At 42.9% G+C, this 16,205-nt stretch carries 13 protein-coding genes and 1 other annotated feature; all 13 genes read left to right on the top strand.

Annotated elements, in window-relative coordinates; all coding sequences use genetic code 11:
- Positions 1-2: 2 nt before the first annotated feature.
- The 13 genes from rplA to rplC all read left to right on the top strand — a co-directional run bounded on the left by rplA (position 3) and on the right by rplC (position 16,197).
- A complete protein-coding gene (rplA, locus tag ACIFPW_RS19070; protein WP_194220282.1) occupies positions 3-695 on the top strand; it encodes a 50S ribosomal protein L1 in 693 nt (230 codons plus the stop codon).
- A 58-nt stretch (positions 696-753) separates the two neighbouring features.
- Positions 754-889 (top strand) — a sequence feature (ribosomal protein L10 leader region).
- Between the two features lie 44 nt (positions 890-933).
- Entirely contained in the window at positions 934-1,434 is a 501-nt protein-coding gene (gene rplJ / locus ACIFPW_RS19065) for a 50S ribosomal protein L10 (protein ID WP_160921565.1), read from the top strand.
- A 54-nt stretch (positions 1,435-1,488) separates the two neighbouring features.
- Positions 1,489-1,851: a 50S ribosomal protein L7/L12 gene (gene rplL / locus ACIFPW_RS19060; protein ID WP_430246602.1), complete on the top strand. Its 363-nt coding sequence runs from the start codon at positions 1,489-1,491 to the stop codon at positions 1,849-1,851.
- A gap of 116 nt (positions 1,852-1,967) precedes the next feature.
- A complete protein-coding gene (locus tag ACIFPW_RS19055; protein ID WP_430246601.1) occupies positions 1,968-2,567 on the top strand; it encodes a class I SAM-dependent methyltransferase in 600 nt (199 codons plus the stop codon).
- A 262-nt stretch (positions 2,568-2,829) separates the two neighbouring features.
- Positions 2,830-6,372: a DNA-directed RNA polymerase subunit beta gene (gene rpoB / locus ACIFPW_RS19050; protein ID WP_194220285.1), complete on the top strand. Its 3,543-nt coding sequence runs from the start codon at positions 2,830-2,832 to the stop codon at positions 6,370-6,372.
- A gap of 35 nt (positions 6,373-6,407) precedes the next feature.
- On the top strand, positions 6,408-10,028 hold the full coding sequence (gene rpoC, locus ACIFPW_RS19045; RefSeq protein WP_283153200.1) for a DNA-directed RNA polymerase subunit beta': 3,621 nt from the start codon (positions 6,408-6,410) through the stop codon (positions 10,026-10,028).
- A gap of 86 nt (positions 10,029-10,114) precedes the next feature.
- Positions 10,115-10,363: a 50S ribosomal protein L7ae-like protein gene (locus ACIFPW_RS19040; RefSeq protein ID WP_194220287.1), complete on the top strand. Its 249-nt coding sequence runs from the start codon at positions 10,115-10,117 to the stop codon at positions 10,361-10,363.
- 112 nt (positions 10,364-10,475) lie between these two features.
- Positions 10,476-10,898: a 30S ribosomal protein S12 gene (gene rpsL / locus ACIFPW_RS19035; protein ID WP_283153199.1), complete on the top strand. Its 423-nt coding sequence runs from the start codon at positions 10,476-10,478 to the stop codon at positions 10,896-10,898.
- Between the two features lie 39 nt (positions 10,899-10,937).
- Positions 10,938-11,408, top strand: coding sequence for a 30S ribosomal protein S7 (rpsG, locus tag ACIFPW_RS19030; protein ID WP_194220289.1), 471 nt, complete (start codon positions 10,938-10,940; stop codon positions 11,406-11,408).
- A 46-nt stretch (positions 11,409-11,454) separates the two neighbouring features.
- The gene (gene fusA, locus ACIFPW_RS19025; RefSeq protein WP_194220290.1) at positions 11,455-13,533 is read left to right on the top strand and encodes an elongation factor G; all 2,079 of its coding nucleotides are present in this window, start codon (positions 11,455-11,457) and stop codon (positions 13,531-13,533) included.
- Positions 13,534-13,639: 106 nt separating this feature from the next.
- Positions 13,640-14,830 carry an elongation factor Tu gene (gene tuf / locus ACIFPW_RS19020; RefSeq protein WP_194220291.1) on the top strand — a complete coding sequence of 397 codons (1,191 nt, stop codon included), beginning with the start codon at positions 13,640-13,642 and terminating at the stop codon, positions 14,828-14,830.
- Between the two features lie 376 nt (positions 14,831-15,206).
- Positions 15,207-15,515 (top strand): 30S ribosomal protein S10, encoded by a 309-nt coding sequence (gene rpsJ, locus ACIFPW_RS19015; RefSeq protein ID WP_098445973.1) that lies wholly within the window; start codon positions 15,207-15,209, stop codon positions 15,513-15,515.
- Between the two features lie 46 nt (positions 15,516-15,561).
- A complete protein-coding gene (gene rplC / locus ACIFPW_RS19010; RefSeq protein WP_430246599.1) occupies positions 15,562-16,197 on the top strand; it encodes a 50S ribosomal protein L3 in 636 nt (211 codons plus the stop codon).
- The last annotated feature ends 8 nt before the right edge of the window (positions 16,198-16,205 follow it).

Here is a 16,205-nt window from a genome sequence, read left to right as displayed (position 1 = left end):
AAATGGCAAAAAGAGGTAAGAGATACCAGGAGGCTGCCAAGCTAGTTGAACGTACAACTTTCTATGAGCCTCAAGAAGCAGTTGAACTTGTGAAAAAGACATCTGTAGGAAACTTTGATGGAACAGTTGAAGCAGCAGTTCGTCTTGGAGTAGACCCTAAGAAAAACGACCAGCAGGTTCGTGGCGCGGTTGTACTTCCAAACGGAACTGGTAAAACACAACGCGTTCTTGTTTTCGCTAAAGGTGAAAAGGCTAAAGAAGCTGAAGCAGCTGGCGCTGACTATGTAGGAGAAGCAGACTATATCGCTAAAATCAACGAAGGTTGGTTTGAGTTTGACGTAATCGTTGCAACTCCAGACATGATGGGCGAAGTTGGTAAACTAGGTCGTGTACTTGGACCAAAAGGTTTAATGCCGAACCCGAAAACTGGAACAGTAACGTTCGACGTTGAAAAAGCTGTTAACGAAATCAAAGCTGGTAAAGTAGAGTACCGCGTTGATCGTGCTGGTAACGTCCATGCACCAATCGGTAAAGTATCTTTCGAAGCTGACAAGCTTGTTGAAAACTTAAACACACTTGTAGAAACACTTGTGAAAGTTAAGCCAGCAGCAGCTAAAGGTACGTACCTTAAAAACATTTCGGTTACATCTACAATGGGACCTGGTGTTAAAGTTAACGCATCAACTTACCGCTAATTAAATTAGCTGTTGACATTTGCGTAGCTATTAAATATACTTGTAAATGTTGTTTGATAAATTAATACTTTCTGTACCGTAGACAGCAGGGGTGTTCTTGCACTTAATATCCTGCCGAGGTGTGAAGTGATTCGATACGTATGTAATCGTAAAGCCTTCATGTCTTCGGATGTGAAGGCTTTTTATATGACCTCATATTCCAGGGCGGTATAGATACATCTCTTTAGGAGGCGGAACTATGAGCAGTATAGTTGAACAGAAGAAGCAACTAGTTACGGAAATTGCAGACAAACTACGTGATAGCCAATCAACAATTTTTGTTGATTATCGTGGACTTGATGTTTCTGAAGTAACTGAGCTTCGTAAGCAATTGCGTGATGCAAACGTTGAGTTCCGTGTTTACAAGAACACAATGACTCGTCGCGCGGCAGAAGAGCTTGAACTTACTGATTTGAATGAACACCTTGTCGGACCTACGGCAATCGCGTTCAGCAATGAAGATGTTGTTGCTCCTGCTAAAATTTTGAACAACTTCGCTAAGAATCACGAAGCTCTTGAAATCAAGACTGGCGTAATCGAAGGCGGCGTTGTATCAGTAGAAAAGATCAAAGAACTTGCGGACCTACCAAACCGCGATGGACTACTTTCTATGTTGCTATCTGTGCTTCAAGCACCTATGCGCAATATGGCACTTGCTACAAAAGCTGTGGCTGATCAAAAGGAAGAACAAGGCGCGTAAACGCACGGCCTATCAATTGGTATAAATAAAACAAAAATTAAGGAGGATTTACTCATGGGTAACGAGCAAATCATTGAAGCAATCAAAGAAATGACAGTTCTTGAGCTTAACGACCTAGTTAAAGCAATCGAAGAAGAATTTGGTGTAACTGCAGCAGCTCCAGTAGCAGCAGCAGGTGGCGCAGCAGAAGGTGCTGCTGAAGAGCAATCTGAATTTGACGTAGTTCTTGAAAGTGCTGGAAGCAGCAAAATCAAGGTCATCAAAGTTGTTCGCGAAATCACTGGTCTTGGCTTGAAAGAAGCTAAAGAACTAGTTGATGGCGCACCAAGCCCGATTAAAGAAGGCATTGCTAAAGAAGAAGCTGAAGAGCTTAAAGGCAAGCTTGAAGAAGTTGGCGCAGTAATCGAAGTTAAGTAGTCGTTTGAAACAAAAGCTCGCTTTTAAAAGCGAGCTTTTTGTTATTTGACGCTATTATTTTTGGTTTGGTTATAGGGGTTAGGCTTATAGAAATGACGTTGAAAAGAGGGAAAGCAATGGGTGAACATTATTATACGAAGAATCCGGGTGTGAAAAGCAGTCCGAACAAAATTGTTGCGGATTTACGGGGAAGTAAATTTCAATTCACGACTGATTCTGGTGTTTTTTCAAAGAAGGAAATCGATTTTGGGAGTAAACTTCTAATCGAATCATTTGAAGAACCTGAACTTGAAGGGGATATTGTTGATGTTGGATGTGGCTATGGCCCGATCGGCATTTCACTTGCTTCTGAATTTTCAAATCGTTATTTTTATATGCTAGACATAAATGAACGCGCAACAGAGCTTGCGATGAGCAATGCCATTAAGAATCGCGTTCATAATTTGAGCGTTATGGCAAGTGATCAGTTGAATGCCGTAAAAGATAAAACGTTCGCGTCTGTCCTTACGAACCCTCCTATACGTGCAGGTAAACAAGTTGTTCATGGAATTCTTGAAGAGGCCTATGACGTTTTAAAAAAAGGTGGGACGCTTTGGGTAGTGATCCAAAAGAAGCAAGGGGCCCCATCTGCAATAACCAGACTCGAAGAAATGTTTGAGCATGTTGAAACCGTCGTGAAAAAGAAAGGATACTATATTCTTAAAGCAGTCAAGTAAAATATGAAAATATCCTTTGACTTCATGGATGGCCTATGCTAATATAATATAATGCCAATGATGGATTTTCCAGGCCTTTTTCACATTCGTTTGCAAAGAGGTATAAAATGCCGTCGTCTGGAAAAACTAATATAATCGCTTATAGTTAAGGGGAATTTTTATCAATGCCCTTTTTCTTTTTTTGTCCAACGATAGATTCTTTTTAAAACAGAATATCATTGGGCTAAGAAAATAAATACGCTGGATTTGAGGGGTGAATCATTTGACAGGCCAACTAGTTCAGTATGGACGCCACCGCCAAAGAAGAAGCTACGCGCGAATCAAAGAAGTGTTGGATTTGCCAAATCTAATTGAGATTCAAACGGCTTCTTATCAATGGTTTCTTGATGAGGGTTTACGAGAAATGTTTCAGGATATTTCTCCAATCGAAGATTTCACTGGTAATCTTGTGCTGGAATTTATTGATTACAGCCTCGGTGAACCTAAGTATCCCGTGGAAGAAACCAAAGAGCGAGATGTGACCTATTCTGCGCCTTTACGTGTAAAAGTACGCTTGATCAATAAAGAAACAGGCGAAGTAAAGGAACAGGAAGTGTTCATGGGTGACTTCCCATTAATGACTGAAACAGGTACGTTTATTATTAATGGGGCAGAACGCGTAATCGTATCTCAGCTCGTGCGTTCTCCAAGTGTCTACTATAGTGAAAAGATCGATAAGAACGGCAAAAAAGGATATACAGCTACTGTCATTCCAAACCGAGGAGCATGGCTGGAATTTGAAACTGATGCCAAAGATATTGTCTATGTACGAATTGATCGTACTAGAAAGCTACCAATTACGGTGCTGCTCAGAGCGTTAGGGTTTGGGTCTGATCAAGAAATCATAGATCTCCTAGGTGAAGATGAGTATCTTCGCAATACCCTGGAAAAAGACAACACGGACGGCACGGAAAAAGCGCTTCTAGAAATCTACGAACGCTTACGTCCTGGCGAGCCTCCGACTGTCGATAACGCCAAAAGCTTACTTGATTCTCGCTTTTTTGATCCAAAGCGCTATGATCTTGCGAACGTAGGACGTTACAAGATTAACAAGAAGCTTCATATTAAAAATCGTCTATTCAATCAACGTCTTGCGGAAACGCTTGTTGATCCTGAAACAGGCGAAGTGATTGCAGAAGAAGGCGCGATCCTTGATCGTCGTCTACTGGACAGAATCCTTCCTGCTCTAGAGACTAACGTTGGATTTAAAGACGTTGAACCTCACGGTGGAGTAATTGAAGATGAGTCTATCGGTCTGCAATCCATTAAGGTATACGCACCTGATGATCCAGAAGGGGAAAGAGTCATTAATGTAATTGGTAATGGTGGAGTTGAAACAGGCGTGAAGAATATCACACCTGGCGACATCATTTCTTCTATTAACTATTTCTTTAACCTTCTACATCAAGTAGGTAACACAGATGACATTGATCACCTAGGTAACCGTCGTCTTCGTTCTGTAGGTGAACTACTTCAGAACCAATTCCGTATCGGTTTATCTCGTATGGAACGTGTCGTTCGTGAACGTATGTCTATTCAGGATACGAACGTTATTACGCCTCAGGCGCTTATCAACATTCGTCCTGTTATCGCTTCTATTAAAGAATTCTTTGGTAGCTCTCAGTTGTCCCAGTTTATGGATCAGACAAACCCGCTAGCTGAGTTAACTCACAAGCGTCGTTTATCTGCTCTAGGACCTGGTGGTTTAACACGTGAGCGTGCTGGCTTTGAAGTTCGTGACGTACATTACTCCCACTATGGCAGAATGTGTCCGATCGAAACTCCAGAGGGACCAAACATCGGACTTATTAACTCATTGTCTTCTTATGCGAGAGTTAATAAATTTGGCTTTATTGAAACGCCATACCGCAGAGTAGATCCTGAAACAGGTAAAGTGACGGAGTTTATTGACTACCTAACTGCTGATGAACAGGATAACTACGTTGTGGCACAGGCAAATGCTAAGCTACACGATGATGGTTCATTCCAAGACGAAGATATTGTTGCTCGTTTCCGTAGCGAAAACATTATCATCGCTCGTGAAAAAATTGATTACATGGACGTATCACCGAAACAGGTAGTTTCGGCCGCAACGGCTTGTATTCCGTTCCTTGAGAATGATGACTCCAACCGTGCGCTTATGGGTGCGAACATGCAGCGTCAAGCTGTACCTTTGATGGTTCCTGAAGCACCAATTGTCGGAACAGGTATGGAGCATGTTAACGGAAAAGATTCCGGTGCTGCTGTTATTTGTAAGCATGACGGTCTAGTCGAGTTTGCATCTGCTGCAGAAATTCATGTTCGTCGTATCTCCGTCATTGATGGACAGGAAGTGAAAGGCGATCTTGATCGTTACAAATTGCTTAAATTCATTCGTTCCAACCAGGGAACGTGCTATAACCAAAAGCCTATTGTTGTTGAAGGCGATCGCGTTGTAAAAGGAGAAATCCTTGGCGACGGACCTTCAATGGAAAAAGGTGAAATGGCCCTTGGGCGTAACGTCCTAGTCGGGTTTATGACATGGGAAGGTTACAACTACGAGGATGCTATTATTATGAGCGAACGTCTTGTAAAAGATGACGTTTATACCTCAATTCACATCGAAGAGTACGAATCAGAAGCTCGCGATACAAAGCTAGGACCTGAAGAAATCACTCGTGACATTCCGAATGTTGGGGAAGACGCATTGCGTAACCTTGATGAACGCGGAATTATTCGCATGGGTGCTGAAGTGAAAGACGGAGATATCCTTGTAGGTAAAGTTACTCCTAAAGGTGTAACAGAGCTAACTGCTGAAGAACGTCTACTTCATGCAATCTTTGGAGAAAAAGCTCGTGAAGTTCGTGATACTTCTCTACGTGTACCTCACGGCGGAGATGGTATTGTACTTGATGTGAAGATCTTTAACCGTGAAGACGGCGATGAGCTTCCTCCGGGAGTAAATCAACTTGTTCGTGTTTATATTGTACAGAAGCGTAAGATTCATGAAGGAGATAAAATGGCGGGACGTCATGGTAACAAAGGTGTAATCTCTAGGATTCTTCCTGAAGAAGATATGCCATACTTGCCTGATGGAACTCCGATCGATATCATGTTGAACCCTCTAGGTGTTCCTTCTCGTATGAACATTGGACAGGTACTAGAGTTGCATATCGGTATGGCCGCACGTGCACTTGGAATTCACGTAGCAACACCGGTATTTGATGGAGCTCGTGAAGAAGACGTATGGGAAACACTAGAAGAAGCAGGAATGCCACGTGATGGTAAAACTGTTCTTTACGATGGTCGCACAGGCGAACCATTTGATAACCGCATTTCTGTCGGTGTCATGTATATGATCAAACTTGCTCACATGGTCGATGACAAGCTTCACGCACGTTCTACTGGACCATATTCACTTGTTACGCAGCAACCGCTTGGTGGTAAAGCACAATTCGGTGGACAGCGTTTCGGTGAGATGGAAGTATGGGCACTCGAAGCATATGGTGCTGCATATACCCTTCAAGAGATTTTGACTGTGAAGTCGGATGATGTTGTTGGACGTGTTAAGACTTACGAAGCAATCGTAAAAGGTGAAAATGTTCCTGAGCCTGGTATTCCAGAATCGTTTAAAGTTCTAATCAAAGAATTGCAGTCGCTTGGTATGGATGTCAAAATGCTAGCAAGTGATGAGCAAGAAATTGAAATGAAAGAGTTAGACGATGAAGAAGACCAATCCAGTGAGAAATTAAACTTGAATGTTGGGTCAAATCAGGCGAGTGAGTAAGGGTTAAACCTGAATTCTAAAGGGAGGTAGGCCCCTTGATAGATGTCAATAAATTTGAGTATATGAAAATCGGTCTGGCGTCACCGGCTAAAATCCGCTCTTGGTCAAGAGGAGAAGTTAAGAAGCCAGAAACCATTAACTACCGTACCTTGAAGCCAGAGAAAGATGGTCTTTTCTGTGAGCGAATCTTTGGACCCACAAAAGACTGGGAATGTCATTGTGGGAAATACAAACGTATCCGTTATAAAGGAGTCGTTTGTGATCGCTGCGGTGTTGAAGTAACACGTGCAAAAGTCCGTCGTGAGAGAATGGGGCACATCGAGCTTGCTGCTCCTGTCTCTCACATCTGGTACTTTAAAGGCATTCCAAGTCGTATGGGACTTGTTCTCGACATGTCTCCGCGTGCACTAGAAGAAGTTATTTATTTTGCTTCTTATGTTGTCACTGAAGCTGGAGACACACCGCTTGAGAAGAAACAACTTCTTTCTGAAAAAGAATACCGTGCATACCGTGAAAAGTATGGTAAAACATTCTCTGCAGAAATGGGTGCGGAAGCAATCCGCAGACTACTGTTTGATATCGACCTTGATAAAGAAGTAGATATCCTTAAAGAAGAGCTTAAAACTGCACAAGGTCAACGTAGAACTCGTGCGATTAAACGTCTTGAAGTACTTGAGGCATTTCGTGGTTCAGGAAATAACCCGTCATGGATGATCTTAGATGTTCTTCCGGTTATTCCTCCAGAGCTTCGTCCTATGGTACAGCTTGACGGCGGACGATTTGCGACATCGGATTTAAACGATCTGTATCGTCGTGTAATTAACCGCAATAATCGTTTGAAACGTTTGTTAGATCTTGGTGCTCCTAGTATTATCGTGCAGAATGAGAAGCGTATGCTTCAAGAAGCTGTCGATGCCCTTATTGATAACGGCCGTCGTGGTCGTCCAGTAACAGGTCCTGGTAACCGTCCTTTGAAATCTCTTTCTCACATGCTGAAAGGGAAACAAGGTCGTTTCCGTCAGAATCTACTAGGTAAGCGTGTTGACTATTCAGGTCGTTCCGTTATCGTTGTAGGTCCTCACTTGAAGATGTATCAATGTGGACTTCCAAAAGAAATGGCGCTTGAATTGTTCAAACCTTTCGTAATGAAGGAGCTTGTATCAAAAGGTCTTGCACACAACATTAAGAGTGCGAAACGTAAAGTAGAAAAAGTTCACCCTGAAGTTTGGGACGTTTTGGAAAACGTAATTAAAGAACATCCAGTTCTTTTAAACCGTGCACCAACGCTTCACAGACTTGGAATTCAGGCGTTTGAACCCATTCTAGTTGAAGGGCGCGCGATTCGTCTTCACCCACTCGTATGTACAGCTTACAATGCTGACTTCGATGGTGACCAAATGGCCGTCCACGTACCGTTATCTGCTGAAGCACAAGCTGAAGCACGTATCTTAATGCTTGCAGCACAGAACATCCTTAACCCGAAAGATGGTAAACCAGTTGTTACGCCGTCACAGGATATGGTTCTAGGTAACTACTACCTTACTATGGAACGTGAAGGAGCAATCGGTGAGGGTTCTGTTTACAAAGATACAAATGAAGCATTAATTGCTTACCAGAATGGATTTGCACATCTTCATTCTCGCGTAGCAATCCCTGCTGCATCATTGAATAAATCTGCCTTTACTGAAGAGCAGAACAAGCAATTGCTTGTGACAACGGTTGGTAAGTTGATTTTCAACGAAATTCTTCCGGAGTCATTCCCATATATTAATGAACCGACGACAAATAACCTTGAAATCGCCACACCGGAAAATTACTTCCTTCCTCACGGAGTGAATGTGAAAGAAGAAATTGCTCAGCGCGAATTGATTTCACCATTTAAGAAAGGTATTCTTGGTAAAATCATCGCCGAGGTGTTTAAGCGATTCAAAGTGACTGAAACGTCTCGTATGCTTGACCGCATGAAAGATCTTGGTTTCAAATTCTCAACTAAAGCTGGTATTACCGTTGGTGTAGCTGACGTAGTGGTACTTGCTGAGAAACAAGAAATTGTTCATGAGGCTGAAGAGAAAGTCGAAAAAGTTCTTAAGCAATTCCGTCGTGGTCTTATTACTGACGACGAGCGATATGATCGTGTTATTGCGATTTGGAGTAGTGCGAAAGATCGTATCCAGGAAAAACTAATGAATCGACTCGAAAAAGATAACCCAATCTTTATGATGAGTGATTCAGGTGCTCGTGGTAACGCATCTAACTTTACTCAGCTCGCAGGTATGCGTGGATTGATGGCAAACCCATCTGGACAGATCATTGAACTTCCAATCAAATCCAGCTTCCGCGAAGGTCTAACAGTGCTTGAGTACTTTATTTCAACACACGGTGCTCGTAAAGGTCTTGCCGATACGGCCCTTAAAACAGCTGACTCAGGTTACCTTACTCGTCGTCTTGTTGACGTGGCACAGGATGTTATTGTTCGTGAAGACGATTGTGGTACGGATCGCGGCCTTGAAGTTAGTGCGATTAAGAATGGAAATGAATTAATCGAAGGGTTGTTTGACCGTCTTGTTGGCCGTGTTGCCTTTAAGAAAGTTAGACATCCTGAGACGAACGAAGTTCTTGTTGAGAAAAATAACCTAATTACAGAAGACATTGCTACTGAAATCGTAGAAGCTGGTATTGAGAACGTCTATATCCGCTCTGCCTTTACTTGTAGCACTAGTCATGGCGTTTGTAAGAAGTGTTATGGACGTAACCTTGCAACTGGTACTCGTGTAGAAGTTGGTGAAGCAGTTGGAATTATCGCTGCTCAATCAATCGGTGAACCAGGTACACAGTTGACAATGCGTACATTCCACACAGGTGGTGTTGCCGGAGACGATATTACTCAGGGTCTTCCTCGTATCCAGGAGCTATTTGAAGCACGTAACCCTAAAGGTCAGGCTGTTGTGTCTGAACTTGATGGTAAAGTGATTGATTTAGCTGAGGTGAAAGAGAAGAAAGAGATTGTCGTTCAAGGTGAAACTGAAACAAGAAACTACCCTGTTCCATACGGCGCTCGTTTGAAAATAGTTGTAGGAGATGAAGTGAAGGCTGGTCAACCTCTAACTGAAGGTTCGATTGACCCTAAACAACTTCTAACAATTAGTGGTATTGACGGCGTTCAAGAATACCTACTTGCAGAAGTGCAAAAGGTTTACCGTATGCAGGGTGTTGAAATTGGCGATAAACACGTTGAAGTTATGGTTCGTCAGATGATGCGTAAGATTCGTGTTATTGATGCGGGCGATACTGAAGTGTTGCCAGGATCCCTTATCGATATTCACCAGTTTAAAGGTGTTAACCGTAAAGTTCTTAAACAAGGTGGCTTACCTGCAACTGGTCGTCCGGTTCTTCTTGGTATTACTAAAGCGTCTCTTGAAACTGAATCATTCTTATCAGCAGCATCCTTCCAGGAAACAACTCGTGTCCTAACTGATGCAGCTATCAAAGGTAAGCGTGATGAGCTACTTGGTCTTAAGGAAAATGTTATTATCGGTAAACTTGTTCCGGCAGGTACTGGTATGCAACGTTACCGTAGAATCAACGTAGCAGGTGAAGCACAAGAGGCTGAAGAGCTTTTAGAACAAGAAGAAAGTGCGTTAGTTAGTCAAGAATAAACAGGGGAAGTGTTGACATCGGAAGTACAGGGTGATATTATATCCAAGGTGCTTCCGATAATCCTGTTACTTTGGAGGATATGTTCTTGTCTTATGAAAAAGTATCACAGGCAGATGAATTGATTATCGGAACGAAACAAACTCTAAAGGCCCTCCAGATTGGAGAAGCGAAGGAAGTTTTCATCGCTGACGACGCTGATCGCAGGGTAACTTCTAAAGTTGTTGCACTCGCCGAAGAGAAAAGCATACCAGTTTACCGAGTGGATTCTATGAAGAAGCTAGGTAAGGCATGTGGAATCGAAGTAGGCGCAGCAACAGTTACGATAAAAGCATAACCGTTTTTGCCGGGCAAGGCATGCCCTGTCAGGCAAAAACTTTCCTTTTATCTATACATGAACCACCTGGATGTGTGGGCTTGCTATTAACAAAAGAAGGGAGGAAAACAAAATGCCAACTATTAACCAACTTGTTCGCAAGGGACGCGTTTCTAGAACAAAGAAATCCGATTCTCCAGCATTGAACAAAGGATATAATAGCTTCAAAAAGTCTCATACTGATCTTTCATCTCCACAAAAACGTGGTGTGTGTACTCGTGTAGGTACGATGACTCCTAAGAAGCCGAACTCCGCATTGCGTAAATACGCTCGTGTTCGTCTTACTAACGGAATTGAAGTAACTGCTTATATCCCAGGTATCGGTCACAACCTTCAGGAGCACAGTGTAGTGCTAATCCGCGGAGGACGTGTTAAAGATTTACCAGGTGTACGTTACCACATTGTTCGTGGTGCGCTTGACACTGCAGGTGTTAACGATCGTAGACAAGGTCGTTCTAAATACGGTACTAAGAGACCGAAACCAGCTAAGAAATAATAGCTATTAATTAACTAAAACATGAAAGGGGGTTAACCCATGCCACGTAAAGGTCCAGTAGAACGTCGTGACGTATTACCAGATCCAATTTACAAATCCAAGCTAGTTACTCGCCTGATCAACCGCCTTATGGTAGACGGTCAGAAAGGTAAAGCTCAACAGGTGCTATACAAAGCATTTGATCTTATTCAGGAACGCACAAACACAGAGGCTATGGAAGTATTTGACCAAGCGATGAAGAACGTTATGCCAGTACTTGAAGTACGCGCTCGTCGTGTTGGTGGTGCAAACTACCAGGTTCCAGTTGAAGTACGTCCAGATCGTCGTACAACTCTAGGTCTTCGCTATCTTGTGAACTATTCCCGTCTTCGCGGTGAAAAGACAATGGTAGAAAGACTTGCTAACGAAATTATGGATGCTGCTAACAACACAGGTGCTTCTGTTAAGAAGCGTGAAGAACAGCACAAAATGGCTGAAGCTAACAAAGCGTTTGCTCACTACCGTTGGTAATCAGCACACAACCCAAATCCCTTTATAAAAGGAAGGAGAAATACTAATGGCAAGAGAATTCTCCTTAAGAGATACACGTAATATCGGTATCATGGCTCACATCGATGCTGGTAAAACAACAACTACTGAGCGTATTCTTTTCTACTCAGGGCGTATCCACAAAATCGGTGAAACTCACGAGGGTGGATCACAGATGGACTGGATGGAGCAGGAGCAGGAGCGTGGAATCACGATCACTTCTGCTGCTACCACTGCCCAGTGGAAAGACCACCGTGTTAACATCATTGACACGCCTGGTCACGTAGACTTCACAGTAGAAGTTGAACGTTCATTGCGTGTATTGGATGGAGCAGTTGCAGTACTTGATGCACAATCTGGTGTTGAACCACAAACAGAAACTGTTTGGCGTCAGGCTACTAACTACGGCGTACCGCGTATCGTATTCATTAACAAAATGGATAAACTCGGAGCAGACTTCCTATACTCCACAGGTACACTAACTGAGCGTTTACAAGCTAATGCACACCCTATTCAGCTACCAATCGGTGCTGAAGATGACTTCGAAGGAATCATTGATCTCATCACAATGGAAGCTTTCTATTATCTTGATGATCTTGGTTCACGTACAGAATCACGCGAAATTCCTGCTGAATACAAGGAACAAGCTGAAGAGTATCGCACGAAGCTTATTGAGGCTGTAGCTGAGCTTGAAGAAGACCTTATGATGAAATATCTTGAAGGTGAAGAATTGACAGTTGAAGAAATCAAAGCTGCAATCCGTAAAGGAACTTGTAACGTTGAATTCTATCCTGTACTTTGTGGTTCTGCATTTAAGAACAAAGGCGTTCAGCTTGTTCTTGATGCTGTACTTGACTACCTGCCTTCACCACTTGATGTTCCAGCAATTAAAGGTCATCTAAAAGATTCTGAAGAAGAAGTAATTCGCACAGCTGACGATAATGGTCCTTTCTCTGCACTTGCATTTAAAGTAATGACTGACCCTTACGTTGGTAAGCTTACATTCTTCCGTGTTTACTCAGGAACGCTTTCTTCTGGTTCTTATGTTAAGAACTCGACTAAAGATAAGCGCGAACGTGTAGGCCGTATTCTTCAGATGCACGCTAACTCCCGTGAAGAAATCTCAACTGTTTACGCAGGAGATATCGCAGCGGCAGTTGGTCTGAAAGATACTTCTACTGGTGACACTCTATGTGATGAAAAGGATACTGTTATCCTTGAGTCTATGGACTTCCCAGATCCGGTTATCTCAGTAGCAATCGAGCCTAAGACTAAGAGTGACCAGGATAAAATGGCTGTTGCTCTAGCTAAGCTTGCTGAAGAGGATCCAACTTTCAAAACTGAAACAAACGAAGAAACTGGCCAAACGATCATTTCTGGAATGGGTGAACTTCACCTTGATATCATCGTTGACCGTTTACGTCGTGAGTTTAAAGTTGAAGCAACTGTTGGTGCACCTCAGGTTGCTTATCGCGAATCAATCCGTAAAGCCGGTAAGGTTGAAGGTAAATTCGTACGTCAGTCCGGTGGTCGTGGACAATTCGGACACGTATGGGTTGAATTTGAACCTAACGAAGAAGGCGCTGGATTTGAATTTGAAAACAAAATTGTCGGTGGTGTTGTTCCACGTGAATATATCCCTGCAGTTGAAGCAGGACTTCGCGATTCAATGGCCAACGGTCTGCTTGCAGGCTACCCACTAATCGACGTGAAAGCTCGTCTTGTTGATGGATCTTACCATGACGTTGACTCAAACGAAATGGCATTTAAGATCGCAGCATCTATGGCTTTGAAAAAAGCTAAGACTGTTTGTGACCCTGCTCTTCTTGAGCCTATGATGAAAGTTGAAGTTGTAGTTCCAGAAGAATACTTGGGAGACATCATGGGCGATGTAACTAGCCGTCGTGGACGTGTTGAAGGTATGACTGCACGCGGAAACGCTCAGGTTATCAACGCGTTCGTACCACTATCAGAAATGTTTGGTTATGCAACTACGCTTCGCTCACGTACACAAGGTCGTGGTACTTATACAATGACTTTCGATCACTACGAGCAAGTACCTAAATCTATTTCTGAAGAAATCATTAAAAAAGCTACAGGCGAATAATTGTAGCAAACCAACTTTTGTTGTAATCTAAGATAGGCGAGATTGATTCATTCATACGCCTATCTTGGCATAGATAATTTCTTGGTAATCAAAGGAGGAAACACTAATGTCTAAAGAAAAATTCGACCGCTCCAAGCCCCATGTTAACGTTGGTACAGTTGGACACGTTGACCATGGTAAAACAACTCTAACAGCTGCGATCACTTCAGTGCTTCATAAGCGTTCAGGTAGCGGTACTGCTATGGCTTATGATCAAATTGATGGTGCTCCTGAAGAGCGCGAACGTGGAATTACAATCTCAACTGCACACGTTGAGTACGAAACTGAAAACCGTCACTATGCACACGTTGACTGCCCAGGTCACGCTGACTATGTTAAAAACATGATCACTGGTGCTGCACAAATGGACGGAGGAATCCTAGTAGTTTCTGCTGCTGACGGTCCAATGCCACAAACTCGTGAACACATCCTTCTTGCTCGTCAAGTTGGTGTACCAACTCTAGTTGTATTCTTGAACAAATGCGACATGGTTGACGACGAAGAACTACTTGAACTAGTTGAAATGGAAGTTCGTGATCTTCTTTCTGAATACGACTTCGATGGCGATGAAGTTCCAGTAATCAAAGGTTCTGCTCTTAAAGCTCTAGAAGGCGACGCTGACTACGAAGCTAAGATTTATGAACTTATGGACGCTGTTGATGAGTATATCCCAACTCCAACACGTGACACTGACAAGCCATTCATGATGCCAGTTGAGGACGTATTCTCAATCACTGGTCGTGGTACAGTAGCAACTGGCCGTGTTGAGCGTGGACAAATCAAAGTCGGTGACGAAGTTGAAATTCTTGGTCTTGCTGAAGAGAACAAGAAAACAACAGTTACTGGTGTTGAAATGTTCCGTAAGCTTCTTGACTATGCTGAAGCTGGTGACAACATTGGTGCACTTCTTCGTGGTGTATCCCGCGACGACATTCAGCGTGGACAAGTTCTTGTTAAGCCAGGAACTGTAAAAGCTCACACTAAGTTCCAAGCTGAAGTTTACGTTCTTTCTAAAGAAGAGGGTGGACGTCACACTCCATTCTTCGCTAACTACCGTCCTCAGTTCTACTTCCGTACAACTGACGTAACTGGTACAATCGCTCTTCCTGAAGGCGTAGAAATGGTTATGCCTGGAGACAACATCGAAATGACAGTTGAACTTATCGCTCCAATCGCAATCGAAGATGGAACTAAGTTCTCTATCCGTGAAGGTGGACGTACTGTAGGCGCAGGCGTTGTAGCAACAATCACTGAGTAATCTCATTGATTTAACAAAACACCCGGATTTTTCCGGGTGTTTTTTATTTTGAATCTATGTTAGATTAGACAAATGGGTTCGATCAGAACCATTTGAAATTACAACCGATTCATTGAATAGTCTGAAATTGCTTTTAGACCTTGCATTTTTCGGCGCAGGCCGTTATACTATCAAGAGTGTGCGATCGACATACTTTTCTAATTGAGCTTAACCTTGCATATAGGCGCTTAATTTAGTATAATAAGAATGTTGGTCATAAACAGCGATGATGTGGAAGGTTGCTGACACACCCGGCCCCTTTGCCATGGCGAGTGTGTTGGGTTTATTTTCACGGAGAACTGTCTATAACAATATGGGCGATAAAGGAGGGGAAATAATGGCAAAGCAAAAGATTCGTATTCGTTTAAAAGCATATGATCACCGTATTCTAGATCAGTCTGCTGAGAAAATTGTAGAAACAGCAAAACGTTCAGGTGCTCAAGTATCCGGACCAATCCCGTTGCCGACGGAAAAATCTGTTTACACAATTCTACGTGCTGTACACAAGTACAAAGATTCTCGTGAGCAGTTTGAAATGCGTACGCATAAGCGTCTTATCGACATCATCGAGCCTACACCACAAACGGTTGACTCGTTAATGCGTTTGGACCTACCGTCTGGCGTTGACATCGAAATTAAACTTTAATATAACGCTAAATAAATCATTTAAAAACAATTAGGAGGTGTGACGAATGACCAAAGGAATCTTAGGAAGAAAAGTAGGCATGACACAAGTTTTTGCTGACAACGGAGATATTATCCCGGTAACTGTTATTGAAGCAGAACCAAACGTTGTCCTTCAAAAGAAATTGGTTGATACAGACGGCTACGAAGCAATCCAAGTTGGTTTTGCTGACAAGAAGAAGTCTCGCTTCAACAAGCCTGAAGAAGGCCATGCTACAAAAGCTAGCACAACACCTAAGCGCTTCGTGAAAGAAATTCGTAACGCAGAAGGTAGTTACGAAATTGGTCAGGAAGTCAAGGTAGATATCTTTAACGAAGGTGACGTAGTTGATGTAACTGGTACGTCTAAAGGGAAAGGTTTCCAAGGTGCAATTAAGCGCCACAACCAATCTCGCGGACCAATGACTCACGGTTCTCGTTATCACCGTCGTCCAGGTTCAATGGGACCTATCGATCCAATGCGTGTTATGAAAGGTAAACTTCTACCTGGTCGCATGGGTGGCGAACGTGTAACTGTACAAAACCTTGAGATCGTTAAAGTAGATTTAGAACGTAACGTCATTCTAGTAAAAGGTAATGTACCTGGAGCTAAGAAGAGCTACGTAACTATCCAAAGCGCGGTTAAAGCAAAAGAAGCTAAGTAAGAAGGGAG

The organism is Pseudalkalibacillus sp. NRS-1564, assembly GCF_050467905.1.
Lineage (GTDB): Bacteria > Bacillota > Bacilli > Bacillales > Guptibacillaceae > Guptibacillus > Guptibacillus hwajinpoensis_B.
The sequence above is the reverse complement of the archived record's forward strand: the minus strand, read 5'-3'. Positions and strand labels throughout refer to the sequence as shown.